20 protein-coding genes and 7 tRNA genes are annotated in these 25,722 nt (G+C 55.1%); 5 read left to right on the top strand and 22 right to left on the bottom strand.

The genetic code is table 11. The annotated features are described in order from the left end of the window. Positions 1-118: 118 nt before the first annotated feature. Genes RQ738_RS02385 through RQ738_RS02375 form a run of 3 tightly spaced genes read right to left on the bottom strand, consistent with a single transcriptional unit; the run spans position 119 to position 4,687 of the window. Positions 119-1,555 (bottom strand): ABC transporter permease, encoded by a 1,437-nt coding sequence (locus RQ738_RS02385; protein WP_314161780.1) that lies wholly within the window; start codon positions 1,553-1,555, stop codon positions 119-121. A 1-nt stretch (position 1,556) separates the two neighbouring features. Then, positions 1,557-2,537: an ABC transporter permease gene (locus RQ738_RS02380; protein ID WP_314161779.1), complete on the bottom strand. Its 981-nt coding sequence runs from the start codon at positions 2,535-2,537 to the stop codon at positions 1,557-1,559. After that, on the bottom strand, positions 2,537-4,687 hold the full coding sequence (locus RQ738_RS02375) for an ABC transporter substrate-binding protein (RefSeq protein WP_314161778.1): 2,151 nt from the start codon (positions 4,685-4,687) through the stop codon (positions 2,537-2,539). The genes RQ738_RS02380 and RQ738_RS02375 overlap by 1 nt, the downstream gene beginning before the upstream one ends. 166 nt (positions 4,688-4,853) lie before the next feature. Between RQ738_RS02375 and RQ738_RS02370 the strand changes: the two genes are divergently transcribed. Further along, on the top strand, positions 4,854-5,654 hold the full coding sequence (locus tag RQ738_RS02370; RefSeq protein ID WP_314161777.1) for an enoyl-ACP reductase: 801 nt from the start codon (positions 4,854-4,856) through the stop codon (positions 5,652-5,654). Between the two features lie 429 nt (positions 5,655-6,083). On the opposite strand, the gene RQ738_RS02365 is transcribed toward RQ738_RS02370, so the two are convergent. From RQ738_RS02365 to RQ738_RS02300, 14 genes are all read right to left on the bottom strand, one after another. Next, entirely contained in the window at positions 6,084-7,355 is a 1,272-nt protein-coding gene (locus RQ738_RS02365; protein WP_314161776.1) for a dicarboxylate/amino acid:cation symporter, read from the bottom strand. 35 nt (positions 7,356-7,390) lie between these two features. Beyond that, positions 7,391-9,328: a SurA N-terminal domain-containing protein gene (locus tag RQ738_RS02360; protein WP_314161775.1), complete on the bottom strand. Its 1,938-nt coding sequence runs from the start codon at positions 9,326-9,328 to the stop codon at positions 7,391-7,393. Between the two features lie 151 nt (positions 9,329-9,479). Beyond that, positions 9,480-9,556 (bottom strand) — tRNA-Asp (locus RQ738_RS02355). A 4-nt stretch (positions 9,557-9,560) separates the two neighbouring features. After that, a tRNA-Val gene (locus tag RQ738_RS02350) sits at positions 9,561-9,636 on the bottom strand. 15 nt (positions 9,637-9,651) lie between these two features. Next, on the bottom strand, positions 9,652-9,924 hold the full coding sequence (locus tag RQ738_RS02345; protein WP_314161774.1) for an HU family DNA-binding protein: 273 nt from the start codon (positions 9,922-9,924) through the stop codon (positions 9,652-9,654). Positions 9,925-10,288: 364 nt separating this feature from the next. Beyond that, on the bottom strand, positions 10,289-12,715 hold the full coding sequence (lon, locus tag RQ738_RS02340) for an endopeptidase La (protein WP_314161773.1): 2,427 nt from the start codon (positions 12,713-12,715) through the stop codon (positions 10,289-10,291). 187 nt (positions 12,716-12,902) lie between these two features. Further along, entirely contained in the window at positions 12,903-14,183 is a 1,281-nt protein-coding gene (clpX, locus tag RQ738_RS02335) for an ATP-dependent Clp protease ATP-binding subunit ClpX (protein WP_314161772.1), read from the bottom strand. A 189-nt stretch (positions 14,184-14,372) separates the two neighbouring features. Beyond that, complete coding sequence (gene clpP / locus RQ738_RS02330) at positions 14,373-15,002, bottom strand: ATP-dependent Clp endopeptidase proteolytic subunit ClpP (RefSeq protein ID WP_314161771.1); 630 nt, start codon at positions 15,000-15,002, stop codon at positions 14,373-14,375. A 31-nt stretch (positions 15,003-15,033) separates the two neighbouring features. Further along, a complete protein-coding gene (gene tig, locus RQ738_RS02325) occupies positions 15,034-16,341 on the bottom strand; it encodes a trigger factor (RefSeq protein WP_314161770.1) in 1,308 nt (435 codons plus the stop codon). 72 nt (positions 16,342-16,413) lie between these two features. Continuing rightward, positions 16,414-16,498, bottom strand: a tRNA-Leu gene (locus RQ738_RS02320). A 168-nt stretch (positions 16,499-16,666) separates the two neighbouring features. Then, positions 16,667-16,742: transfer RNA gene (locus tag RQ738_RS02315), tRNA-Lys, on the bottom strand. Between the two features lie 78 nt (positions 16,743-16,820). Beyond that, a tRNA-His gene (locus RQ738_RS02310) sits at positions 16,821-16,896 on the bottom strand. A 158-nt stretch (positions 16,897-17,054) separates the two neighbouring features. Continuing rightward, positions 17,055-17,131, bottom strand: a tRNA-Arg gene (locus RQ738_RS02305). A 421-nt stretch (positions 17,132-17,552) separates the two neighbouring features. Then, a tRNA-Pro gene (locus RQ738_RS02300) sits at positions 17,553-17,629 on the bottom strand. A gap of 175 nt (positions 17,630-17,804) precedes the next feature. Between RQ738_RS02300 and folD the strand changes: the two genes are divergently transcribed. Further along, positions 17,805-18,662: a bifunctional methylenetetrahydrofolate dehydrogenase/methenyltetrahydrofolate cyclohydrolase FolD gene (folD, locus tag RQ738_RS02295; RefSeq protein ID WP_314161769.1), complete on the top strand. Its 858-nt coding sequence runs from the start codon at positions 17,805-17,807 to the stop codon at positions 18,660-18,662. 4 nt (positions 18,663-18,666) lie between these two features. Here the strand turns inward: folD and RQ738_RS02290 are convergent, their stop codons facing one another. Both RQ738_RS02290 and cysS read right to left on the bottom strand, forming a co-directional pair. Continuing rightward, positions 18,667-19,311, bottom strand: coding sequence for a hypothetical protein (locus RQ738_RS02290; protein WP_314161768.1), 645 nt, complete (start codon positions 19,309-19,311; stop codon positions 18,667-18,669). Positions 19,312-19,399: 88 nt separating this feature from the next. Beyond that, positions 19,400-20,797, bottom strand: coding sequence for a cysteine--tRNA ligase (gene cysS, locus RQ738_RS02285; RefSeq protein WP_314161767.1), 1,398 nt, complete (start codon positions 20,795-20,797; stop codon positions 19,400-19,402). Between the two features lie 189 nt (positions 20,798-20,986). Here cysS and RQ738_RS02280 point away from each other — a divergent pair, with 189 nt between their 5' ends. Genes RQ738_RS02280 through RQ738_RS02270 form a run of 3 tightly spaced genes read left to right on the top strand, consistent with a single transcriptional unit; the run spans position 20,987 to position 22,834 of the window. Further along, positions 20,987-21,571 (top strand): peptidylprolyl isomerase, encoded by a 585-nt coding sequence (locus RQ738_RS02280; RefSeq protein ID WP_409929512.1) that lies wholly within the window; start codon positions 20,987-20,989, stop codon positions 21,569-21,571. A gap of 29 nt (positions 21,572-21,600) precedes the next feature. Beyond that, positions 21,601-22,095, top strand: coding sequence for a peptidylprolyl isomerase (locus tag RQ738_RS02275; RefSeq protein ID WP_314161766.1), 495 nt, complete (start codon positions 21,601-21,603; stop codon positions 22,093-22,095). 13 nt (positions 22,096-22,108) lie between these two features. Further along, the gene (locus RQ738_RS02270) at positions 22,109-22,834 is read left to right on the top strand and encodes a UDP-2,3-diacylglucosamine diphosphatase (protein WP_314161765.1); all 726 of its coding nucleotides are present in this window, start codon (positions 22,109-22,111) and stop codon (positions 22,832-22,834) included. On the opposite strand, the gene RQ738_RS02265 is transcribed toward RQ738_RS02270, so the two are convergent. The 3 genes from RQ738_RS02265 to RQ738_RS02255 are packed head-to-tail and all read right to left on the bottom strand — an operon-like array spanning position 22,815 to position 25,654. After that, positions 22,815-23,612, bottom strand: a complete 798-nt coding sequence (locus RQ738_RS02265) for a hypothetical protein (protein ID WP_314161764.1) — start codon at positions 23,610-23,612, stop codon at positions 22,815-22,817. The genes RQ738_RS02270 and RQ738_RS02265 overlap by 20 nt on opposite strands. Then, a complete protein-coding gene (locus RQ738_RS02260) occupies positions 23,609-24,421 on the bottom strand; it encodes a ferritin-like domain-containing protein (RefSeq protein ID WP_314161763.1) in 813 nt (270 codons plus the stop codon). Before RQ738_RS02260 ends, RQ738_RS02265 begins: the two co-directional genes overlap by 4 nt. Positions 24,422-24,430: 9 nt before the next feature. After that, positions 24,431-25,654 carry a glycerate kinase gene (locus tag RQ738_RS02255; protein WP_314161762.1) on the bottom strand — a complete coding sequence of 408 codons (1,224 nt, stop codon included), beginning with the start codon at positions 25,652-25,654 and terminating at the stop codon, positions 24,431-24,433. Positions 25,655-25,722: the final 68 nt, after the last annotated feature.

The following is a 25,722-nucleotide window of genomic DNA, read 5'->3' as shown; positions in this document are numbered from 1 at the left end:
GCAAAGAATAATAAAATCAAAACCTACATGTTTATGCTTATAAGTTATCATAGATAATATCAATCACTTTGCTCTGCGTCCTTTGCGCCTTGGCGTTCTTTGCGTTCCCAACTCATATTTAGCTACTTCTCAATCTTGGATCAAAAGCATCACGCACGGCATCGGCAAACAGGTTTGCCGCCAGCACCAGCATGAACATGAACATGAAGGCCGCCAGCAGGGACCACCAGACAATCGGTTCGCGCGCCATCTCGAGACGCGCACTGTTGATCATATTACCCCAGCTGTTCATGGATGGATCGACGCCTACACCGACATAGGCCAGCACGGCCTCGGCCAGCACCAGGCCACTGAAATCGAGCACGATCACGATCAGGACAATATGCATGACATTCGGCAACAGGTGACGCGAGATGATCCTGATACTGCGGACACCAAAGGCCTGCGCGGCCTGGATATAATCCGCCTCGCGTAGCTTAAGTGCCTCGCCGCGCAGCAGGCGGCACAGTGAGGTCCAGCTGGTAATACCAAGGATCATGCACAGAAACAGCAGGCGCGCATCGGCGCGTTGCAGCACGGTGGCAAACTGTTGCGGGTTATTCTCGATATACACCTGCATAACCAGGATGGCCGCGGCAATCAATAACACGCCGGGAATGGAACTCAGGGTTGTATACAGATACTGGATGACATCATCGACCCAGCCCCGAAAATAGCCAGCCATGATGCCGAGCAGGATGGCAAACGGCAGCATGACCAGCGTTGTCAGCGTGCCGATCACAAGACCGGTGCGAATACTCTTCAAGGCAAGATAGAGGACATCCTGCCCCACCTTGTCGGTGCCGAGAATATGATAATGGCTGCCGAGTTCAATACTGAATATGATTAACAAAAAAATAAAAAACAGCGTGGCCACTACCGAGCGCCATGGCCAATTGGTCTGCCCGGTTAACATATGCCGCAGGCTGGTCATAAAGGTTGTCTTGTTGCGTCGTGCTTGCCAGCTTCCCAGGATGATGACAATGATCAGGGCGGCGAGCATAGCCTTCGCCAGGACTACCAGGCTACGTTGCTTTATGTCAGCCGCCCGCTGCCTTTCAGGGTCGTCGAGGTGCGCAGCACCATATTGCAGGCGGGGGTAATCCCGGCGGATAGTGCCATCGGCCAGTTCAATACTCTCCTTTGCATACAACCGGTAGGCAAACGGCTCTGAATAAGTCTTCTCGGTACGATTTCTCAGCGGCAGCGCCAGTCGGTCAAACAGGCTATAGACCTCTGTTGAATACTGAAAACGTCCGTCATCACGCTGGGCCTCGGGCACCTTGAAATGCAACGAGTCGAGCAAGCCGATAACCACGAAGGCCATCAGAATGAGTAGCGAACTCATCGCCAGGCGACGTTGCAAGATCTGTCGCCAGGGTGCGCGCAGGTGTTCATGCCGGCGGGCATAGATAACAAAAATACTGACTGCAGCAACAAGAATATAAATGAGGGCATCAGTCCAGAGAATTACCAGGTCAATGTCCCACCAGTGGTAGTCAAAGGCCTTGTTCATATCAGTTCAGCCTTATCCGTGGGTCGACCAGCGTGTAGGAGATATCCGTGAGGATCAAGCCAATGATATAAAGCACCGAGCCAAGAAAAACCATGGCCTTCACAATCGAGAAATCCTGGGCGAGGATAGCATCAATGGTGTAACTCCCAAGCCCCGGGATACCGAAAAAGGACTCGGTCAACAGACTGCCCATGAACAGTAACGGAATCACTACCACGACACCGGTCAGGATCGGGATCATGGCATTCTTCAAGACATGCCGGAATAACACGCGCAACTCGGAAAGGCCCTTGGCACGGGCTGTGCGCACATAGTCCTTATTGATCTCTTCCAGGAAGATGGTGCGATACCAGCGGGTACCACTGCCGATACCCCCGATGACGCCAATCACCACCGGCAGAACAAGGAACTTGATCGCTGTCGGCCACTCAACGCTGTAGCCGGAGATCGGCACCAGGTGCCAGAGCTTGCCAATGAGATACTGACCACCGATGATATAAAAAAGGGTGGAGACCGACATCAGGATCACGCCGAGGATCACACCACTCATGTCAATATAGGTGCCGCGGAAAAAGGCCAGCAACATCGACAGGGTGATATTCACCAGCAGGCCGACCAGGAACATCGGCAGCGCGATGGCCAGGCTTGGCCACATACGTTGCGAGATGTCATAACCAATATCGCGGCCGTCGTCGGCCTTGCCAAAATCGAACACGAACAGGCGTACCGACTTTTCATAAAAGATGGTGTCGGTCAGGCTCGCCGTGCCCGCTGCCTGCCTGTTATAGAGCAAGGGCCTGTCATAACCATGTTCGGTCTTCCACTTCTCGATTGCCGCTGGCGTGACATGCTTGACGCCGAGATTAACGCGCGCCATGTTCTCGGGTGTGTTGACGACAAAAAACAGCACAAAGGTCAGCAGATTTACACCAATGAGAATGGGGATCGCATACAGGATACGGCGAATGATATATGCCAGCATCAGCCACTCCCCCCGATGCCGTGTTCCTTGCGCCGGTAACTGATGATGCCGGGCAGAATGAGCGCCACAAAGACAAGTAACATGGTCCATAGCGGCCAGGTAACCGGCTTGTTCCAGGTCATGCGTTGTTTCGCGCGCAGCTCCGGTTCGATGCGCTTGTATTTCAGTGTATTGTTCGCCATCAGGTTAGGCTTGCTGTTCTTGTACCAGGCATGATGCAGACTGAATGCCTTCGGGTGCAGGCCCCATAACCATGGGCCGTCACGCCGCGCGATGTCAACCATCGCGTCAATGATCGCTTGTCTTGCCGGACCATTGTCCATGTTTTTCATCCTGTCGAACAAGGCATTGAACTCGGCATTATCGTAATTGGCCGCATTCTCGCCGCTCTTGCCAACCTTGCTGTTTGGCCCATACAACAGAAACATAAAGTTTTCCGGATCCGGGTAGTCGGCATTCCAGCCCCATTGGAAGATCTGGGCCGTACCGTTGCGCATCTTGTCCTGAAAGCGATTGTAATCCGTACTGCGGATGACCAGGTCAATATTCAGTTTCCGGAACTGTTTTCGCCACCAGTCGAGACGCGCCTTCGCATCCGGGCCGCTGGCTGCGGTATCGAGATTGATCACCAGCGCCTCACCGCTTTCTCTATCAATGCCATTCGGGTAGCCCGCCCGGGCCAGCAACCGGCGTGCCTCCTCGATGGATTTACGCTTCGGGCGTCCATTCACCCAGTCATACACGTACGGGTTTATCCCCGCCTTGCCTTCACGATAACCGAACAGGCCCGGCGGTAACGGCCCTTGTGCCGCAAGACCACGGCCATTATTGAAAATGGAAATAAATTCTTCGTAGTCGGTGGCGATCGCGATGGCGCGGCGCAACAGCCGTGCTCGCTGCGAGTCGCCCCCAACCACCGGGTCGAGCATGTTGAAGCCGGTGTAAAAGGTCGAGGTGGTGACCGCCGTCTGTAGCTGGATACCCATCGCCTCCATTTCCTCGGTCAGGGTCGGCTCGCCCTGCGTGGTGATACTGACTGCCTCATCGAAACTGTCCGAACTGATACCGGAACTGTCGTAGTAGCCCTGCAGGAATTTGCTCCAGTAAGGAATCGTTTCGCGTTCGAGGCGGTAGACCACCTTGTCGATAAACGGTAGCGGGGCCCCCGCATCCACCAGCAAGCCGGCCTCGGCATCACCGGGTTCGCCCTCACCCGGATACACCTCACCATCGAAATACGGGTTACGCTCGAGCACCATCTCTAGATTGGGGTTATTGACCGTGAGCATGTAGGGGCCGGTCCCCACCGGATACCAGTCGAGGCTGATATTGCGCTCAACCAGGCCGGCCTGTGAATAAAACCGATCGGCCTCGACCGGCAGCGGCGCAAAAAAGGGCATGCTCAGCCAGTAGACCAGTTGCGGATATTTGCCCTTGATGCGGATACGATAACGGTAGCGGTCCAGCACACTCACACCGGCGAGTGGATACTGCTTCAGGTCCAGGTAATAATCCTTCTTGTTCTCAAGACCTGCGGTCTCGCGCTCACGAGCCTGTTTCAGAGTCTTCGCATACTCCGGCAGGCCAACGATATAATCTGACATGACGCCGAAAATCGGCGAATGCAGGCCGGGGTGAGCCAGGCGCTTGATCTGATAGACGAAATCCTCGGCGACCAGTTCACGCGTACCGGTCTGCGCAAAGTCGGCCAGCGTATAGATAGCATCCAGCTGCTGCTCGCTGAGCGCATGGTAAAGAAAACGACCCTGCTCGTCACGGGCGAAGGCCGGGTGCGGCTGGTAACGCATGCCCGGGCGGATCTCAATAATGTATTCACTAAAGGCTATCTCGGCAGACTCGGCCGTCGCCGGTAAGGTCTGCTCACGCTCGTCCAGATAGCGTACGCGGGGCATCTTTGCCGCCGCCAGGGGGATCAGGGTATAAGGTCGCTTCAGGTAGTGATATTGCAGGGGCGGGGTATAGATCTGGGCAATAAACTGGTATTCGGTCGCGCTGTAGGAGACGGCCGGATCGAGATGCTTGGGCCGCTCCTCGAACGAGGAATAAAGGACGTTTGCCTTACTATCCGCCTGTGGGTAAGGATTATTCCAGTTGCCCTCGCCGCAGCCGCCAAGCCAGAACGCAAGCATTAGTATACCGATTCGCCATTTCACTGTTTTATTAGGCATTTCTATTCCGATTTATCCCTGCTCACGGCCCGGTTTGCTACATTATCCTTCACCTTAAGGACAATTTTGGGTACTGTAACGTTCCTTAATGCTACACGCTCGTATTCACTGACGAAAGGTATCACACATGTCATTTTTACAAGGCAAACGCGCCTTAATCGTTGGCCTGGCCAGCAACCGTTCCATTGCCTACGGCATTGCCAGGGCCATGCATCGTGAAGGGGCCGAACTGGCCTTCACCTACCAGAACGACAAACTGAAGGGTCGGGTCGAGAAAATGGCCGCTGAATTCGATTCTGACATCACCCTGGCCTGTGATGTCAGTGACGATGCGCAGATCGATGCCGTGTTTGAGCACCTCGACAACTTCTGGGACGGCCTCGATATTATCGTGCATTCGGTCGCCTTCGCGCCCAAAGACCAGCTCGAGGGTGGCTACCTCGATGCCGTGACCCGGGCCGGCTTTAATACCGCCCACGAAATCAGTTCCTATAGTTTCGCCGCCTTGGCCAAGGCCGGGCGCAACATGATGGAAGGCCGCAATGGCGCCCTGCTGACCCTGAGCTACCTCGGCGCCGAGCGCGTCGTGCCCAACTACAATGTCATGGGCCTCGCCAAGGCCAGCCTCGAGGCCAATGTCCGTTACATGGCCCAGGACCTGGGTCCGGACGGCATCCGCGTCAACGCCATCTCGGCCGGTCCCATCCGCACCCTGGCGGCCTCGGGGATCAGTGGCTTTCGCAGCATGCTCGACCAGTTTGCCGCCACCGCACCAATGCGCCGGGTCGTCACGACCGAGGAAGTCGGCAATGTCGCGGCTTTCCTATGCTCCGATCTGGCCTCGGGCGTGACCGGTGAAATATCCTACGTCGATGGTGGTTACAACATTGTCGGCATGGACTTCGCCGCCCCAGCGAAGAGCGACTGATGGTTGAGGATTGATGAATGATGAATGATGAATGATGATTGATGATTTAAAAATCAGTGTTTGTAAGTCAGATTAGTGCTATATGCAAAATCACTGCTGTCCCGTTAACATAAGCCTGACAAGTGGTAAGCTTCGGGGAAATAAGGTAACCAGATTGATTGATGCGCATGAACACATGAAATTTCATCACCCTCTAATCGGCATTATCCCTTCTCCCATTGGGAGAAGGCCAGGATGAGGGAGTAAATAAAACAATATGTTATCGAATCTAAATCCCCTCACCCTACCCCACTCCCGAAGGGAGAGGGAATTAACGGGACAGCAGTGATGCAAAATATGACCTTCTTTCCTGAAAAACCAATTAACCGCAAAGTTCGCATAGAGCACATTACAGGTTTTAAACATTCATCAATCATCAATCTGTAATCATCAATTCTTCAATATCCCCTCTTCCCCTTCCAGGCGCCCAATCACCACTGCCCCGCAGGAATCGCTGAAGACGTTCACGGCCGTACGGCACATGTCGAGAAGCCTGTCGACGACATAAATCAACGCAATGCCTTCAAGCGGCAGACCGATATAACCAAGGATAATCGTAATTGCCACCAGGCTCGCTGAAGGTACCCCGGCCACGCCTATCGAGGTCAACAGGGCCAGCAGCACGATCACAAACTGCTGGGTGAGACTCAGATCGAGGCCATAGGCCTGGGCAATAAACATCGCCGCGACGCATTCATAGAGCGCCGTTCCATCCATGTTCACGGTCGAGCCCAGGGGCAGTACAAAGCTGCTGGTGCGATTGGAAACGCCGGCATTCTTCTCCACGCACTCGATTGTCAGCGGCAAGGTCGCCGAAGACGAGGCCGTGGAAAAGGCCGTCAGCAAGGCCGGTGCCATGGCCCGGTAGTGGCGCACGGGATTGACCCCGGCAACAAAATGCAGGATGAGCGGCATGACCACCAGGAAGTGGAGCGCAAGGGCAAGGAGCACGCTGAAGAAAAACAGCCCGAGTACCTCCATGAGGTCCAGAAAGCCCGAGGCCCCGGTATCCGCCATTACCACGGCGACCAGCCCGAACACGCCGATCGGCGCAAAACGCATAATGAACAGGGTGATCTGCAGCATGACTTCGTAGATGCCGGCCCAGAAACCATACAGGTTCTCGGCATGCGGCTCACCCACGCGGGCAACAAAAAAGCCGAATAGCAGGCTGAAAAAAATCAGCCCCAGCATCTGCCCGTTAGCCGCCGCGGCAACGACGTTTGGCGGCACCATGCGCAGAAATACGTCAACCAGATCCCCGGCACCACGACCCTCAACCTTGTCGGCGATCGCCGAGACATCGGCAGTCAGATTGATCACATCCTTGAGTGGCTGACCTTCATAAATGCCGGGCGTCAGGGTATTCACGACGAGGAGACCGATGCTCACAGAAATAAACGTCGTCGCGAGGTAATAGATCAAGGTGCGGCCACCAAGACGACCAAAAGCCCTCGAGGAACCAATGCCGGCGATCCCGACAATGATCGAGGAAACCACCAGCGGCACGATGATCATCTTCAGGCCATTGAGAAACAGGGTACCGATAAAGGTATAAACATCATAGAAACGCAGGCCCAGCAGGCTCCCCTCCACGCCCGTTGCCAGTCCCGCGATCACGGCCAGTACAAGGGCGATCAGAATCTGCCAGTGTAGTTTCATCCCTCTTCCCTTTAGCGAGAACGCCTGTTTATTTTTTAATCAGCGGTTCCGTTCAGTTTCTTCTGATAGATCTCCACATCGGCGCCAAGGCGCAGGTCCACCCGCAAGGCGCTCAGCATTGACTCCGCAATGCTTGCTCCAAGCTGTTGCCTGGCGGTTTGCCGCTGTGTCTCGTCAACATTAGCCGGCTCAAACTCGGTGACTGCACTGAAAGCGATCACGCTGTAGTCGCCGTTAGGCAAGACGACACCGGAATAGCTGGGCCGATCGGCGGCCGGGGGCGGCATGGCAAACAGCGCATTGACTACTGCGCGCCGGGTCTGGCCGGCGTCACGGGAGATCGATTCTGGTGCCGTCCACGTAGCCTCGAGCTCACTGGCCGCGTCTTCCCGGGCGATACCGTCCTTGAGTTTGTCGAGCAAGGCTTCTCCGCGCTCACGCGCAATTTCCCGGGTAGCTTCATTCAGCAGACGCTCAATGATGACATTACTGACTTCCTCGAGTGGTCTGGCCTGGGCAGGTCTGTGTTCCTTGATGCGCAGAACGATGACTTTATCCTGGGCCACCTCGAGTGGTTCACTGTTGTTACCGTCTAGCACATCCTCGGAAAAGGCCGCGCTGACCACCGCCGGGTTAGCAGCGATACCCTCGCCACCGAGGCGGCTGAACATATCCGTCGACTTGATCTCAAGTTTGAGTTCTGTCGCAACCGGCTCCAGCGTTGTCGGCTGTTCATAGCTCAGGTTATTAAGTAATTCATATTGCTCGACAAAAAGGCGCTCGGCCTGGCGAGCACGGTAGTCGGCCTCGAGCTCCTCACGTGCTTCTTCAAAGCTGCGCGTGCGCAGTTTTTTCTCGTCTACCTTGAGAAGAATATGACTGGCGCGGCGCTGCTCAGCCTTGATACCGGTGAGCTTGATCAGGTGTAAGCCAAAAGATGTCCGTACCGGCCCGCTAATCTCGCCCTCTTCCATCGAAAACAGCACCTTATCAAACGCTGGTTCCATTACGTTCCGGGTTAACCAGCCAATGTCGCCGCCGTTTTCCGCCGAGGCCTTGTCCTCGGAAAATTCTTTTGCCAGGGCGGCAAAATCCTCACCCGCCTGGGCCCTTTCGCGAATAGCCAACAGGGTTTCGCGCTGGACACGTTCATCGGCAACCGCATAGTTCTCGACATGTCCGGCATACCACTCACGCAAGGTTTCTTCCGATATATCTATCTGCTCTGTGAGTTTGCCGCTTGAAAATTCAACATACTCGATACTGACTTCTTCGTCAGTCATGAACTGGGCGATATTGTCTTCGTAATAGGAACGGATCAGCTCATCATCGACCCTGGCCTCGTGACGGTAATCCTCAGCGCGCAGGGTTAGCGCACTCAGTGTGCGCTGCTGGTTCTGCAGTGCCAGCCACGTATCCACCTGTTGCGGGGTTACAAAGATATTGCCGGCGACAGCCTCCTGCAACTGACGATTAATCTCATCCTGTTCAAGTCGGCTCTTGAAGCTACTGGTCGACATTCCCTGGTAGCGCAGCTGCTGGGCATAGATATCGGCATCAAACTGGCCATCGCGCTGGAAAGCCGGAATGCTGCGAATAATATCGTTGAGATGTTCATCACTGACGCGCAGGCCGGCATCCAGTGCGGCCACGGTCATGAGCCGATTCAGGATCATGCCATCGAGCACGCGCTTGCGCATCGCCGGTTCGTTAAGTAATTGTTTATAGAGGGGGTTATCCATATCATCGCCGAGCATACGGGCCAGCTGCTGGCGTTGCTCCTCGCGGTAAGCCTGGAACTGGCGCTGGAAATCCTGCTCACTGATTGCGATGCCTTCCACTTCGGCTATATCGACTTTCTGTCCGCCCCCCATATAATCCTGAATGCCCCACAAGGCGAACACAATGACGATAAACACGACGATGATCCAGGCAACCCAGCTCTGGGCGCGATCACGAATTGACTGCAGCATGGTTACTCACTCTGAATAAGGTTTTTAGTCGAGCCAGAACCACCATTTTCAGGGTCCGCCCGTACCGTTTTAAATTAAGGTCGATAATTATATAGGATATAAACACAAAGGGCGCACCTTGTGAAAGGTGCGCCCTTTGAGGCCATATTAATGGCGGAGCGGACGGGATTCGAACCCGCGACCCCCGGCGTGACAGGCCGGTATTCTAACCAACTGAACTACCGCTCCGAACTGGTGGGTGCTGAGGGGATCGAACCCCCGACATTCGCCTTGTAAGGGCGACGCTCTCCCAGCTGAGCTAAGCACCCTACTCGAGAGGCGCGCTAGTTTACGGCATCCTTTAACGCTTTACCAGCCTTAAATCCCGGATTATTTGAGGCCTTGATTTCGATGGCTTCACCGGTGCGTGGATTACGTCCTGTGCGGGCAGCACGCGGCCGTACGGAAAAAGTTCCGAAGCCGACCAGGGTAACTTGATCGCCGGCTTGCAAGGCGGCTGTGATGGTGTCAAGGGCTGCATCCAGGGCCCGGGCTGCAGATGCTTTGGAAAGATCCGCTGATTCTGCGACGGCATCGATTAATTCGGCTTTATTCATTGTAGATCCCCGCTATTATGATGAGTAATTTATTATCTGTAATCAGGCTATGTTGTGAAGAACGCCTGTATGGCTTGAGTTTGCGTTTTTTCTTCTGTGAAAACAACGCAAGTTCTTTTGTTATCCCATAGCCCCTGATGGCTGTCAAGCAAGTAAAGTATGCCAATCTTTGCCCTGGAAAAACGTGATCCAGGCCATGCGAAAAATAATTTCCTGAGACTCCTTCGCATCAGTAGCTTAGCGAAGAACCTTCATATCGAGTCCCAACATCGGCCCATAAGTAAGTCAATCTTCCGCTTGAAGATAGAACCCGACAAGTATCTCCCTGCCGGGTTCCGGTGCAGCGTCAGGACAAACTGTCAGCTTAGTGGTGATGCACCGGCTTGTTCTTACTGATCGCCTTGGTCTTGCTGACAGGCGCCTCGACCTTCTTTTCCAGTGCCTCTGGCACGCTTACCAGGGCCAGTTCCAGCACCTGGTCAATCCAGCGCACCGGGCGGATGTCGAGCTTGTCCTTGATGTTTTTCGGAATATCCACCAGGTCACGCGTGTTTTCTTCCGGGATTAAAACAGTGGTAATCCCGCCACGATGTGCCGCCAGCAGTTTTTCCTTCAGACCGCCAATCGGCAGAACCTCACCACGCAGGGTGATTTCTCCGGTCATGGCCACGTCAGCACGAACCGGAATTCCTGTCAGCGCGGATACCAACGCGGTGCACATGCCGATACCGGCACTCGGACCATCCTTCGGGGTGGCACCTTCAGGGACATGGATGTGGAAATCGTACTTCTGGTAGAACTCGGGATCGATACCCAGGGCCTCGGCACGGGTACGCACCACGGTCATGGCCGCATGAATCGACTCCTGCATCACGTCACCAAGCTGACCGGTATAAAGAGGCTTGCCCTTGCCCGGGATGGCCGCGGCCTCGATGGTCAATAACTCACCACCGACCTCGGTCCAGGCCAGGCCGGTAACCTGTCCAATCTGATCGTGCTCTTCCGCCAGTCCATGCCGGAAACGTTTCACGCCCAGGTATTTATCCAGGTTCTTGGCCGTGACATTGACCTTCTTGTCACTCGGCTTGAGCAGGACTTCCTTGACTACCTTGCGGCAGATTTTGGATATCTCGCGCTCGAGATTACGTACGCCGGCCTCGCGGGTGTAATAACGAATTGTATCGAGCAACGCACCATCAGCGATATGGATCTCATCCTCTTTCAGACCGTTATTCTTGATCTGTTTTGGCACCAGGTAACGCTTGGCGATGTTAAGCTTTTCATCTTCCGTATAACCCGACAAGTGGATCACTTCCATACGGTCCAGCAATGGTGCCGGAATGTTCAGACTGTTGGCCGTCGCCACAAACATGATATCCGAGAGGTCATAATCAACTTCCAGATAGTGATCATTGAAAGCATGATTTTGTTCCGGGTCCAGGACTTCCAGCAGGGCGGAAGCCGGATCGCCACGGAAATCCATGGACATCTTGTCCAGCTCGTCGAGCAGGAACAACGGGTTGCGGGTACCCACCTTGGTAAGTTTCTGCACAATCTTGCCCGGCATCGCGCCGATATAGGTGCGGCGGTGACCGCGGATTTCGGCCTCGTCACGCACGCCACCCAGGGCCATACGCGTAAACTTGCGGCCCGTGGCCCGGGCAATGGACTGTCCCAGCGAGGTCTTACCGACACCCGGCGGGCCAACCAGGCACAGGATTGGGCCTTTCAGTTTGCGTGCACGCTGTTGTACGGCGAGATACTCAAGGATGCGTTCCTTGACCTTTTCCAGGCCATAGTGGTCTTCATCAAGCACCTTCTGCGCGGCTACTATGTCATTCTTTACCTTGCTGCGTTTCTTCCATGGCACACCAGTGAGGGCATCGATGTAGTTCCGGACCACGGTAGCCTCGGCTGACATCGGCGACATCATCTTCAGTTTATTCAGTTCGGCATCGGCCTTTTCCCTGGCTTCCTTGGAAAGTCCTGCCTTTTCTACTTTCTGTTGCAGTTCTTCCATTTCATTCGGCACCTCGTCGAGGTCACCGAGTTCCTTCTGAATGGCCTTCATTTGCTCATTCAGGTAATACTCACGCTGGCTCTTTTCCATCTGGCGTTTGACACGACCGCGAATGCGTTTTTCCACCTGGAGGATATCGATTTCCGACTCCATGATGCCCATCAGGTGCTCAAGACGCTCACGCAGATCGACGATCTCCAGTACGGCCTGTTTCTCTTCGATCTTCAGCGCCATGTGCGCGGCAATGGTATCGGCCAGGCGTGCCGGATCCTCGATACCGGACAGCGACGAAAGGATCTCCGGCGGTACCTTCTTGTTCAGTTTCACATACTGGTCAAACTGGTTCATGACTGAACGGACCAGCACTTCGCTGTCACGTTCTTCCAGCTCTTCGGATTTCAATGGTGTGATCTGGGCCTTGAAGTACTCATCCTTACCAAGGAAGTGCAGGATACGGGCACGCTCGGCACCCTCGACCAGTACCTTAACGGTTCCGTCGGGGAGCTTGAGTAATTGCAGGATCGAGGACAGTGTGCCGATGCGATACATATCGTCGACCTGCGGGTCATCCTGGGTGGCACTCTTTTGCGCCACCAGCATGATCTGCTTGTCATTCTCCATTGCGGATTCGAGGGCCTTGATGGATTTGTCACGACCGACGAAGAGCGGGATTACCATGTGTGGATACACAACCACGTCACGCAGCGGCAATACCGGGATCACGCTAAGCTGTTCGTCAATAACTTCTGATGCTTTGTCTTGGTTCTCCATGATGGAGCCTCGCTATTTGAGGGGCATGCCCTCTGAAGTTGAAATAGTACTAGCGGTAGACGCTTGCTCGCGGGCCACTATACACCCTACATATGGATGCTGTCGGCATATTTCAAGCTAACTGGACCGGACTCGGAACGTAAACTGGATTTAACAATAAAGACCCCGAAGAGGCGGGGTCTTTTTATTACTCAGAGGATGCAGCGTGGTCAGTTTGCTCGTACATCTTCAGAGGTTCGGATTCCCCCTTGATGACGTTGTCATCAACAATGATCTTCTGGACATCATCCTCGGACGGCAGGTCATACATTGTATCGAGCAGTGCATGTTCAAGAATGGAGCGCAGACCTCGAGCGCCACTCTTGCGTTCCATGGCCTTGCGTGCGACAGCGCGCAGGGCATCGTCGCGGAATTCCAGTTCGCAATTTTCCATATCAAACAGCCGCTGGTATTGCTTGGTGATCGCGTTCTTTGGCTCGGTAAGAATCTGTATCAGGGCATCCTCATCGAGTTCTTCAAGCGTGGCCACCACCGGCAGACGACCGACAAATTCCGGAATCAGACCATAGCGGGTCAAATCTTCCGGTTCGACATCATGCAGGGTCTCACCAATGCTCTTGCTTTCTTCCTGGCCCTTCAATTCGGCAGAGAACCCAATACCGCCCTTCTCGGAACGATCACGGATGAGCTTGTCGAGACCGGCAAAGGCACCACCACAAATGAACAGGATATTGGCGGTGTTCACTTGCAGGAATTCCTGTTGCGGATGCTTACGACCACCTTGTGGTGGTACCGAGGCAACAGTGCCCTCGATAAGCTTCAACAAGGCCTGCTGCACACCCTCACCCGACACATCACGGGTGATAGACGGGTTATCTGACTTGCGTGAAATCTTGTCGATTTCGTCAATATAAACAATACCCGTTTGGGCCTTGTCAACATCGTAGTCACATTTTTGCAGCAATTTCTGAATGATATTTTCGACGTCTTCACCGACATAACCGGCCTCGGTCAACGTCGTCGCATCGGCGATCGTAAACGGTACGTTCAGCAGACGCGCCAGTGTTTCAGCCAGCAAGGTCTTACCGCTACCGGTCGGGCCAATCAGTAGAATATTACTTTTTGAAAGTTCGACTTCGTTGGCAGAGGCGGCCCCGACCTCAAGACGCTTGTAATGATTGTATACCGCCACAGACAGGACCTTCTTCGCCTGTTCCTGGCCGATGACATATTCATCGAGAATCTGGTTAATCTCGTGGGGGGTCGGTAGCTTGTTGCCCTTGGCAACCGCTGACTTCTCCTGGACCTCTTCACGGATGATATCGTTGCATAGCTCCACGCACTCGTCACAGACGAATACTGACGGACCGGCAATCAGCTTGCGGACTTCGTGCTGACTCTTGCCGCAAAACGAGCAATACAACAGCTTTTCGCCGTCATCACCGTTATTGTTCCGCTCGTCGCTCATAATGCTACCTCTAATTACCTGTTATTACAGGCGTTCCGTTATTTCAGGTTAAACCATGCAGCGATTTGCATCAATATGCAAGCGTCTGTGTCACCTGGCCGTCATAATGTAAATATAAGGCAAAATCTGTGCCGTTCAAGGGCAAATAACCTGAAAATTACGCGTTATTCGCGTCTTGATTCAGCCTCTTCAGGCACCCGGTTCGGTCACGTTGGCCATATCACGGCTGGTCAGAACCTGGTCAATCAGGCCATATTCAACGGCGATCTCCCCGCTCATGAAATTGTCGCGGTCGGTATCGCGGCGGATAGTCTCCATGTCCTGGCCGGTATGCTTGACCAGGATATCATTCAGACGATCACGGACCAGTAGCATCTCCCGGGCATGAATCTCGATATCCGCGGCCTGGCCCTGAACACCACCCAGGGGCTGATGGATCATCATGCGCGAGTGCGGCAGGCAATAGCGCTTGCCGGCTTCACCACCGGCCAGTAGCAGTGCGCCCATACTCGCCGCCATGCCCACGCACAAGGTGCTGACATTCGGCTTGATGAACTGCATGGTGTCATAGATAGCCAGACCGGCACTCACCGAACCACCCGGCGAGTTGATATACAGATGGATATCCTTGTCCGGATTTTCGGATTCAAGAAACAACAATTGCGCGACAATCAGGTTAGCCATGTGATCTTCAACCTGCCCTACCATGAAAATCACGCGTTCCTTGAGCAACCGGGAATAGATGTCATAAGCGCGTTCGCCACGTGATGACTGCTCTACCACCATTGGCACAAGGCCACTGTTATATATATCGGTCATGAACTGCCTTCCTTTAGCAGGCCGGCCAGCGCTAGCTGCGGCTCTGCATTATCTCTTCAAAAGTTGTCTTGTTTTCGACCGTCTCGGCCCGTTCCAGTATCCAATCTACCACGGCTTGTTCCATCACTACAGCCTGAACCTCGGCAAGCCGATTCCGATCCCCATAGTAATGGTCAATGATTTCCTTCGGGTCTTCATAGGGCGCGGCAATTTCTTCCACGGCCTCACGGACCTTGTCATCAGCGGCAACAATGCCTTCTTTATTGACCAGTTCCGACATCAGCAGACCCAGCGTGACACGGCGCTCGGCCTGCTCACGATAGAGTTCGGGATCCATTGGCTTGTCTTTCGGCATCGGTATCCCTTGCTGGGCAAGCATATTCTCCATTTGCCTGGCCAAACGCTGCATCTCTTCCTTGACCATGACCTGCGGCAAGTCAATCTTGTTCTTTTCAATCAGGGCGTCCATGACGTTGGTCTTGGTGATTTCACGGGTCACGGATTTCAGTTCGCGTTCCATGTTTTCCTTCACCTGACTGTGCAAAGCCTCAACGGTACCTTCTTCAACACCGAGTTCCTTGACGAAATCATCGGTGACTTCAGGTAGCACGGACTCCATAACCGCACCAACGGTGATCTCAAACTGCACGGTCTGGCCGGCCAGTTCCTTGTTGCCATAATCTTCCGGGAAGGTCGCGTCAATATTGCGCACGTCACCGGCGCTGGCACCTTCTACGCCCTTTTCAAAGTCACTGATGAAACGACCGGAACCAATCACCAGCGGGACCTTGCTGCCGGTACCACCCTCAAAAGCGACGCCGTCTTTGGTGCCGACAAAATCGACCATCACCTGGTCACCGTCTTTAGCGGCACGCTCAACTTCTTTCCATTCCTGGCGTTGTTCACGAATACGATCGATGGTCTTGTCAACGTCCGCTTCGGTGATTTCCGCTACGGGGATTTCGATCCTGGCACCGCTCATGTCAGCCAGTTCGACCTCTGGCATGACTTCAAAGGTAACGGCGTATTTCGGGCCTTTGCCCTCTTCAAGCGGCAGGAACTCAACACTCGGTGCGCCGGCCGGACGCAGGTTTTCCTTGTTGAAGGCTTCGTAAAGACTGGACTGGACAGCCTCATCAAGCGCTTCCTTTTGTGCCTGCGCACCGTACTGTTGCTTGACGATACGCAACGGCACCTTGCCGGGACGGAAGCCGGGCATTTTTACCGTACGGGCCAGGTTTGCCAGGCGAGTCTCAACCGTTTGCTCAAAACCTTCAGCTGGCAATTCGACAGTCATTCGATGTTCAAGACCGTCACGCTTCTCAACAGAAATCTGCATGTGTCATATCCTCAACCCGGCTCTTACCGGCGTTTAATCATTTTGCCAGGGGCTTGTATTATAAAAAGAATTTGGTGCGGAAGGAGAGACTCGAACTCTCACGCCTCGCGGCACCAGAACCTAAATCTGGCGTGTATACCAATTTCACCACTTCCGCTCGTACTGTGTCCGGGCCCGTCGAAAAATACCCTCGGCAGGACACCTTAATCGCCTCATTATATCAGGCTCCGGGGAGGCGCGCATAACCTCTCGCCCGGCTCAGCCCGGGAAGAAACCGGACTGGATACAAAAAAGGGTTGCGGCAAGCCGCAACCCTTCGGTTTCGTGGTGGGTCGTGACAGGCTCGAACTGTCGACCCGCGGATTAAGAGTCCGCTGCTCTACCAACTGAGCTAACGACCCGAAACTCATGCCTATGGCGCAAGGCAGTCGCGCATTGAACCATAGCCACCGGCTGGTATCAATCCCAGGGCCGGAAAATGGGGTGAACGATGGGGCTCGAACCCACGACAACCGGAATCACAATCCGGGGCTCTACCAACTGAGCTACGCTCACCATAAAATCATCTGTCCGCTGCCGGGCGGACACCTTCTCGCGCTGTCCAAACCGGCTTCACCGGTTTGTCGAACCTCACCTGTATATAACGCAGGTTCGAATCCTCGTGGTTGAGGTTCCTCATCAGGCCGACCTTCCGGGGTCTGCCCCATCAAAAATGGCGCGCCCGGCAGGATTCGAACCTGCTACCCTCTGCTTAGAAGGCAGATGCTCTATCCGAATGAGCTACGGGCGCATGACCAGTAATTATACGCCTCATAGCGCCTGTCGTGCGACCAGCCTGTATCTTGCCAGTGCAACAGAAATTGGTCGGGGTAGAGAGATTATTCGGGCTTTGCCCTCACCCCCTTCGGGGCCGCCTGCGGCGTTCTGCGCACCTCCGGTGCTGGTCGAACTCACCTTATGACTTTCGTCGGGAGTTCAAATCTCTCTACTGCAACCACGTTTATTCTCGGCAATAACCTGAAAACAAACGACCAATAATTTGGTCGGGGTAGAGAGATTACTCGCTACGCTCGCCCTTCGGGCCGCCTGCGGCGTTCTGCGCACCTCCGGTGCTGGTCGAACTCACCTTATGACTTTCGTCGGGAGTTCAAATCTCTCTACTGCAACCGCGTTTGTCTCCGGCAATAGCCTGAAACAAACGACCAATAATTTGGTCGGGGTAGAGAGATTCGAACTCCCGACATCCTGCTCCCAAAGCAGGCGCGCTACCAGACTGCGCTATACCCCGATTTATGGCGAGATTACGGCGAGCAACCGCCTGTTAAATCCCGACTTTTCCTGCTCAAGACCAAGGGGGTCTGCTGAGCAGGGAACGGGATAATACGCGCAGGAAAACGCCGCGTCAATTCGGCTTGCAATTCAGGTATAATCCCGGCCTTTCATGATCCGGACGGGATGACTTCATGACCGCACACCGCATAGATGGCAAGCAAATCGCCGCCGACCTGCTCGGCAAGGTCACCAGGCGCGTTGAGGCGCGTATTGCTGCCGGCAAGCCTGCACCCGGCCTGGCCGTAGTATTAGTCGGTAACGACCCCGCATCCAGTGTTTATGTGGGCAGCAAACGCAAGCGTTGTGAAGAAACCGGGGTGTTATCCCACTCTTATGATCTGCCCGCTGACACCAGCGAAGCCGAATTGCTCGCCCTCATCGACCGCCTCAACAATGAGCCCGGCGTCGACGGTATTCTGGTGCAGTTACCACTACCGGAACACATTGATGCCGATACGGTGATCGAGCGGATCAACCCGGCCAAGGACGTAGATGGCTTTCATCCCTACAATCTTGGCCGTCTCGTTCAACGCCGACCCTTGCTGCGCCCCTGTACCCCCCGCGGCATCATGACTTTGCTGGAAAGCACGGGTCAGACGCTGGCCGGTCTGGATGCAGTGGTCATCGGGGCCTCGAATATCGTCGGTCGACCAATGGCCCTGGAGTTACTCATGGCCCGCTGCACGGTGACGATCTGTCACAGCAAGACCCGTGAACTGGCCACCAAGGTTGCGGCCGCCGACCTGGTGGTGGCCGGTGTCGGTATTCCCGCATTTGTTAAGGGAGAATGGATCAAACCCGGGGCCATTGTGATCGATGTCGGTATCAACCGCCTCGAAGACGGTCGCCTGGTCGGAGATGTCGAATTTGCCCCGGCCGCGGAACGCGCCGGCTGGATCACTCCGGTACCGGGTGGGGTCGGTCCCATGACAGTTGCCACCCTGCTGGAAAACACCGTCGACGCGGCCGAGGCACGCGACGTCGATTAGGTCGCTACTGTTTACGCGGCGGTAAAAAGCTGGCCGCGGTCAGTTCGAGCGAGCCAAAACAGGCTTGATATGCCGAGCTTTTCATCATGCCGGCAGGCTCAAGACGCATGGTTTCGATCTGGTAGTCTTCGAAATCGAGCGCGATGGTCTTGCCCTTGTAAGTCCCTGTGCAACGCTCGAATACCGTATCACCACTCGCATCGAACGTTCGGAAAGCGTGCAGGTCTTCGTTATACGCGTGAGTGGCGACCAGTGTCTGAACGGGGGCATTGCGAAAGCCTGGCAGAAAAGCCGCCGTGTAGTCGAGGCTTACGCGACCTTCCTGGTCATACTGAAAGACTTCGATAACGTGAATATTCCCGGGATTCTCTATTTCCCACTGAATGCGGCTCAGAACGCGACCGGTTTGCGCATCGGCATAGGTGACCTCTTTGTAGAAATCCTTCCTGCCCCGGTATCCCCCCATTTTCACTGTTTCTTTTACCTTGTGAGCGGATAATTGCTCCTTATGGAGGGCATACAGGTCACTGGCAAACCTGTTCCAGTCGTTGACTTGCGTCTTGTCCTCTTTCATGGCCCTGTTCGACCCGGCCGCCCAGGCCGGGGTCACCGCAAAGATCAATAGACACATTGAAAGGATTACACGCATGACTTTTCCTCGTTGATTATCCATACAAACCTGATTTTACGACAGCCAATCAGGCGTAAAATTCCGCGCCTCGCGGTGCTCGGCGGTTTTAGCCCCGGCGCCAGCGCGTCGTCCCCGAACTATCTTCGAGGATAATCCCCATAGCCGTCAACGCCTCGCGCAGGCGATCCGCCTCGGCCCAGTCTTTTGCCGCACGGGCCGCATCGCGGGCCTCGATCATGGTATCAATTTCAGCCGCGTCCAGCTCATCCGCCTGCTCGCCGGCCGCGGCGGTCAACCAGGTCTCGGGGGCATCCTGCACCAGGCCAAGCAGACGACCGAGCCGGACCATCACGCCGCCCAGTTGATTGGCCCTGTCGGTCGCACCGGCATTTTTTTCCTTGTTAATGGCGTGGCGTAACTCGGCAAGGATGGCCAGTGCCTCGGGGGTGTTAAAATCGTCGTCCATGGCGGCGATAAAACGGGCTTCATAGTCGCCGCCATCGGCATTCAGGTCCGGATCCAGATCGCGCAGCGCCGTATAAAAACCCTCCAGTGCCGCCCGCGCCTGGTCCAGATGGACATCCGAGTAATTCAACGGGCTGCGGTAATGGCTGCTGAGCACGAAGTAACGCACCACCTCCGGTGCATAGCGGGCGAGAATCTCGCGCACGGTGAAGAAGTTGCCCAGTGACTTGGACATCTTTTCATCATCGATACGCACAAAACCGTTATGCATCCAGACATTGACGAACTTTTCACCGGTCGCGGCTTCGGACTGGGCGATTTCATTTTCGTGGTGCGGGAACTGCAGGTCCATACCGCCACCATGGATATCAAAATGATGTCCAAGACAGTGTGTCGACATGGCCGAACACTCGATATGCCAGCCCGGCCGGCCCTTGCCCCATGGTGAATCCCAATCCGGCTCGCCTGGTTTGGCGGCCTTCCACAAGACGAAGTCGAGGGGATCTTTTTTTGCTTCATCGACCTCAACGCGTGCGCCGGACCGCAGGTCTTCGAGATGTTTGCCGGAGAGGGCACCGTAGTCAGCAAAGTGATTTACCGCGTAATAGACATCACCATTGCCGGCAGCATAGGCACTGCCCTTTTCAATGAGCGTCTGGATCATGTCGATGATCTGCTGCATATACATGGTGGCACGCGGTTCAATATCGGGCCGTTGCACGCCCAGCGCGTCGGCATCCCTGGTCATTTCGTCGATAAAGCGTCCGGTAAGCACATCAAATGCCTCACCGTTTTCGTTGGCGCGGGCGATGATCTTGTCATCGATATCCGTAATGTTGCGCACGTAGGTCACCTTGTCATCGCCAAAGACATGCCGCAGGTAGCGATTGACCACATCGAACACCACCAGCACGCGGGCATGACCGAGATGGCAAAGGTCATAAACCGTCATGCCACAGACGTACATGCGGACATTCTCCGGATCGATTGGTTTGAACGGCGCCTTCTTGCGCGTCAGGGTGTTGTAGATTTCCAGCACGGTTGTCGAGTTCTCCCGGGCAGCGGCCCGCTTGCAATGGTTCTATGGCGGGGAATGGTAACGGAAAGCCCGCTTCCGGACAAAACCCTGCTCACAGCCGACAACGGCGACGGCTTTCATGATGGGCGCAAAGCCTATATTATTAGTCTCAGTTCAGAAAAAACCTATATAGCAGAGAATCCAGGAAACATGCACAAAATCGTTAAATTCCTCCTGACCGTGGGCCTCGCCCTGTTATTGCCTGTCCAGGCACTGACGGCGGATACCGACAAGGTGCGTGTCCACATGCAAACCAGCATGGGTGATATCGTCCTCGAGCTCGACAAGGCCCGGGCACCCATTACGGTAAAGAACTTTCTCAGTTACGCGCAATCAGGATTTTATGAGGGCACCATTTTCCATCGGGTGATCGATGGCTTTATGATCCAGGGCGGTGGCTATGACGAACACTATAATAAGAAACCCACCCGGCCGCCGATCATCAATGAGGCCAACAATGGACTGCAAAATCTTCGCGGCACGATTAGCATGGCCCGTACCGGCGTTATTCATTCAGCCACCTCGCAGTTTTTCATTAATGTAAAAGACAACCCTTCCCTCGATCACCGCGGGCCAACACCACGCGGCTTTGGTTATGCCGTATTCGGTCAGGTTGTTGAAGGAATGGACGTGGTTGACAAAATCCGCCAGGTTGCCACCGGTGCAGACACACCGCTGCCCTCTCGTGACGTTCCCCTGACAGCGGTTTTGATCAAAAAAGTCACCGTCGAATAAGCCACTCACTCTTAAACAAGGTAAATACTATGCTTAAACTACACACCAACCATGGGATTATCACGCTCGAACTCGACGCTGAAAAAGCCCCGCTCACTGTTGAAAACTTTATGCAGTATGCCCGTGACGGCTTTTATGACGGCACTATCTTCCACCGCGTAATCAGCAACTTCATGGTTCAGGGCGGTGGCATGGAACCCGGCATGGTCCAGAAAGAAACCCGTGAGCCGATCAAGAATGAAGCGGACAACGGCCTATCCAATGTCACCGGCAGTATCGCCATGGCGCGCACCAACGATCCACACTCTGCAACTGCGCAGTTCTTTATTAACGTTAAAGACAACAGCTTTCTGGATCACAGCTCACCCACTCCACAGGGCTGGGGCTATTGTGTATTTGGCAAGGTAACCGATGGCATGGATGTCGTTGAGGAAATCAAGAACGTGGCGACCGGTAGCAGCGGCATGCACCAGGATGTGCCGGTTGAAGACGTTATCATCGAACGTGTAGAAATCGTCGAGTAAAAAGCCGCTACGAATGGCAGCCACCCTGTTCATCTCCGATCTGCACCTTGATGCATGCCTGCCTGAACTCTCACGGCTGTTTGAACGATTCCTGACCGAGCAGGCCGCGCAGGCCGAGGCCCTCTACATTCTGGGTGACCTGTTCGAGGCCTGGGTCGGCGATGATGATGAGCGCCCTGAAACCGGGCAGTTTGTCCGCCAACTACGGCGCCTGAGTGATCAGGGGGTGCCACTTTATGTCATGCAGGGCAACCGGGATTTTCTGTTCGCCGACGGCTTTGCCGCCCGCACCGGTTGCCAGCTCCTGCCCGACCCCAGCGTGATTGATCTCTATGGCAGGCCCACATTGTTATTACACGGTGACAGCCTGTGCACAGACGATATCAAACACCAGGAGAGCCGGAAATTACTCCGCAGCAGGAAATGGAAAGACGATTTTCTGGCCCTGCCCCTGGACAAACGCATCGAACTGGCACACGAGTATCGCAGCATGAGTCGTGAGCACCTGCGTGACCAGCCGGAGGCGATCATGGATGTGAATGCGCAAGCGGTGGCCGAGCTGATGCGCAAGTATGGTGTCACGCAAATGATTCATGGCCACACTCACCGCCCCGCCATTCACAGCTTTAAGCTCGACGGCGTACCTGCACAGCGTATTGTGCTCGGTGACTGGAATGAGGTCGGCAGTGTCTTGTTTTGCGACGAAAAAGGCTGTGAGCTCAGACAGTTCCCGGCGTAACCTCTTCGGATTCGGCCGGGACATTCAGATCATCAATTGAAAAACGACCAAACGCTGCCGGTAATATGAACAGTTTCGGATCAGCTGCCCAATCATCATTAAAATCCACCAGGCTCCGTTTATAGCCACTATAATCCGACTCCTGGACCGGTAACCCGAACTGCAGGTGTCGATCCGGATGGAAGATATATGAAGCCATGTCACAGGCATTACGCACATCGGCAGGGACATTCTTCAGTGTGGAGGCATGCTGGCCGGCAAGAATATGCCGATACTCGGAAAGCGCCTCCGTCACGTTCATGAGCAAGCCTTCTGCAATCATCGCATTATTACAGGCCTGACCATTAACCCTGAAAACATACTGCACGACATCCTTGCCATCGATCTGCGGGGCATTATCATCGGCTTTTTTGTCTATCGATAACCTGAATTCCATTGGTGCCGTCATTTCCACCGGGTGATTGTTGACGACGAGAATCGCATCATTATCACTTGAGACGCTGTAGACAATCTTCTGCTTGCGATCGACGAGCACAAAGTCATTACCATCATCGTTTTCATCCAGCCGGATAAAGGCATCGTTAACGATAATCCGTGACTGGTAGGGCTCTGTGCCAGGTTCGTTTACATCATAGAGCAGCATCGCCGTTGCCGGCAGCTTCTTTACCTGGCCCTGCAATGCATTTGCATCCGGTGCAGCCGGTTCAGTCTCCGTGTCCTGGTTGTCACCACAGGCAACCAACATGATTGTCATCAATCCCACGATTATGTTCTTCACTGTTCTCTCCTGTTCGCTGAATCTTCCAGCATTTGCATTTCTGTTTCCGTAAATCCGGCCTGCCTGCGCGCCGCGTAGTAAAACGGGCCGCGCACCGAACCCGGCATATATTCTTCCAGCAAGGCCTTGAAGGTCTGCTCGCTGTCGAGGCCGCGCTGTTCACAATGATAACGAAACCAGCGCGTGCCAATCTCGACATGACCAACCTCTTCCCGCAGGATGATATCAAGAATCTCCACAGCGCGATGGTCACCCAGGCTCTCGAGACGCTTGATCATACCCGGGGTCACGTCCAGCCCGCGCGCCTCGAGCACGCGTGGCACCAGGGCCATGCGTACCATGCCGTCGTGCGCGGTCTTCTGTGCCATTTCCCAGAGGCCATTATGGGCGACAAAATCCCCATAATCATAACCGAGTGTCTGCAAGTGTGTGCGCAGCAGACGGAAGTGGCTGGCCTCTTCGCAGGCGACCCGGAGCCAGTCTGCATAAAACTGCCTGGGCATGTCACGAAAACGATATACCGCATCCCAGGCCAGGTTGATCGCATTAAACTCGATATGGGCAATGGCATGGATCAGCGCGGCTTGTCCCGCACGGCTGCCCAGCTTGCGCGAATTCAGCTCACGGGGCGTGACCAGTTCCGGGCGCGGCGGCCGACCCGGCTCGCCGATCGGCAGGGGGGCAACCGTGCCGGTGCAATCCAGCTCGCCGGCCTGCCAGGCGCTGGCAACGGTATTGCTCAGCGTGCACTTTTCATCAGGGTCACAGCAGGCCAGGCATTGGCCCGCGGCATCAAACAGGTTAGACATAAGCCAAGCTTAATGGGTTTTCAGTCCAAGTACGATATCCATGACATTTGTCCCCGTCGGCCCGGTGCTGATCAAATCCCCGCTGGCCTCGAGAAACCTTCCTGCATCAAAGGCTTGCAGGCAAGCACGGGCATCGAGACCGGCCTGTTCACCACGCGACACGGTGCCGCCGTCCACCAATGCGCCTGCATCCGGGGTCGGGCCATCACTGCCATCGGTGCCGGCGGCAAGCAACAGGCAACCCGCATGCCCGTGGAGGTTTATTGCCGCCGACAAGGCCAGGTGCTGGTTACGGCCGCCGCGACCCGGCTGCGCCGGTAATTCCACCACGCTTTCGCCGCCCCAGATATGCAAGACCTCGGCCCCGTTCATGAGGGCAGAGGAAAGTCGCCGGCCGGTGGATTCGGCATCACAGCAAAACAGGTCCGGGTGCAGAAACACGTCATAGCCAAGCGCATCGGCCTTGTCTGCTGCTCCCGCACAGGCCCGGTTCAGGTTGGCGATGACCTTCAGCCGGATATTTTTAAAACACGTTGCCGCCGCCGTCGGCATTGGCTCGGCCAGTTCGGTCAGGCTCATGAACCAGCCCGGCAGAGGAATATCCGCCAGCCCCATTATGTCAGGGGCGCTCGGTGCCAGCAGGCCGGAACCAATCACTGCCGGGTCGTCACCGATCACATCGGAAATCAATAGCCCCACAGCGGCCTGTCCCTGCAGATAATGAGCCAGACGGCCACCCTTGATCCGTGACACCGCCTTGCGCACCCGGTTCATGCGCGCGATGTCCATGCCGCTGGCCAATAACCAGTCGTTCATTCGCGCCAGGTCGCCGGCATCGATACCCTCTGGCAAGACTTCGACCAGCGCCGAGGCCCCACCCGAGATCAGGAACAGGAAGGTGGCCCCGGCCGGACTACGCGCCAGGCAGTCGAGCAGGGCCTGGCCAGCGATTAAGCTTTTTTCATCCGGCACCGGGTGGCCGGCCTCGAGACAGGGCAGCCTACAAGGCCCGCCGTGGCCATGCCGGGTAATGACGAGGCCGTCCGTAATCTGCTCACCGAGTACCTCATCGGCCCCCTGCGCCATACTCAGCGCCGCCTTGCCGATTGCGATCACCACTACGGGCCCGGTGATCGGACTTTCACGCAGGGCCGCCGCCACGCAGCGCCGGCCATTTACCGCCTGCAAGGCATGATTGAAGATACTCAACAGGTTTTTATGATGTCTGGACATGAGATGTGTGATTCTACACTGGCACCGCGCTTATATCGTCACACAGGCCAGCTTGCCGCCGGACTGAC

This window comes from Sulfuriflexus sp., assembly GCF_032250955.1.
GTDB lineage: Bacteria > Pseudomonadota > Gammaproteobacteria > AKS1 > AKS1 > Sulfuriflexus.
This window is presented reverse-complemented; position numbering and strand designations above follow the sequence as displayed.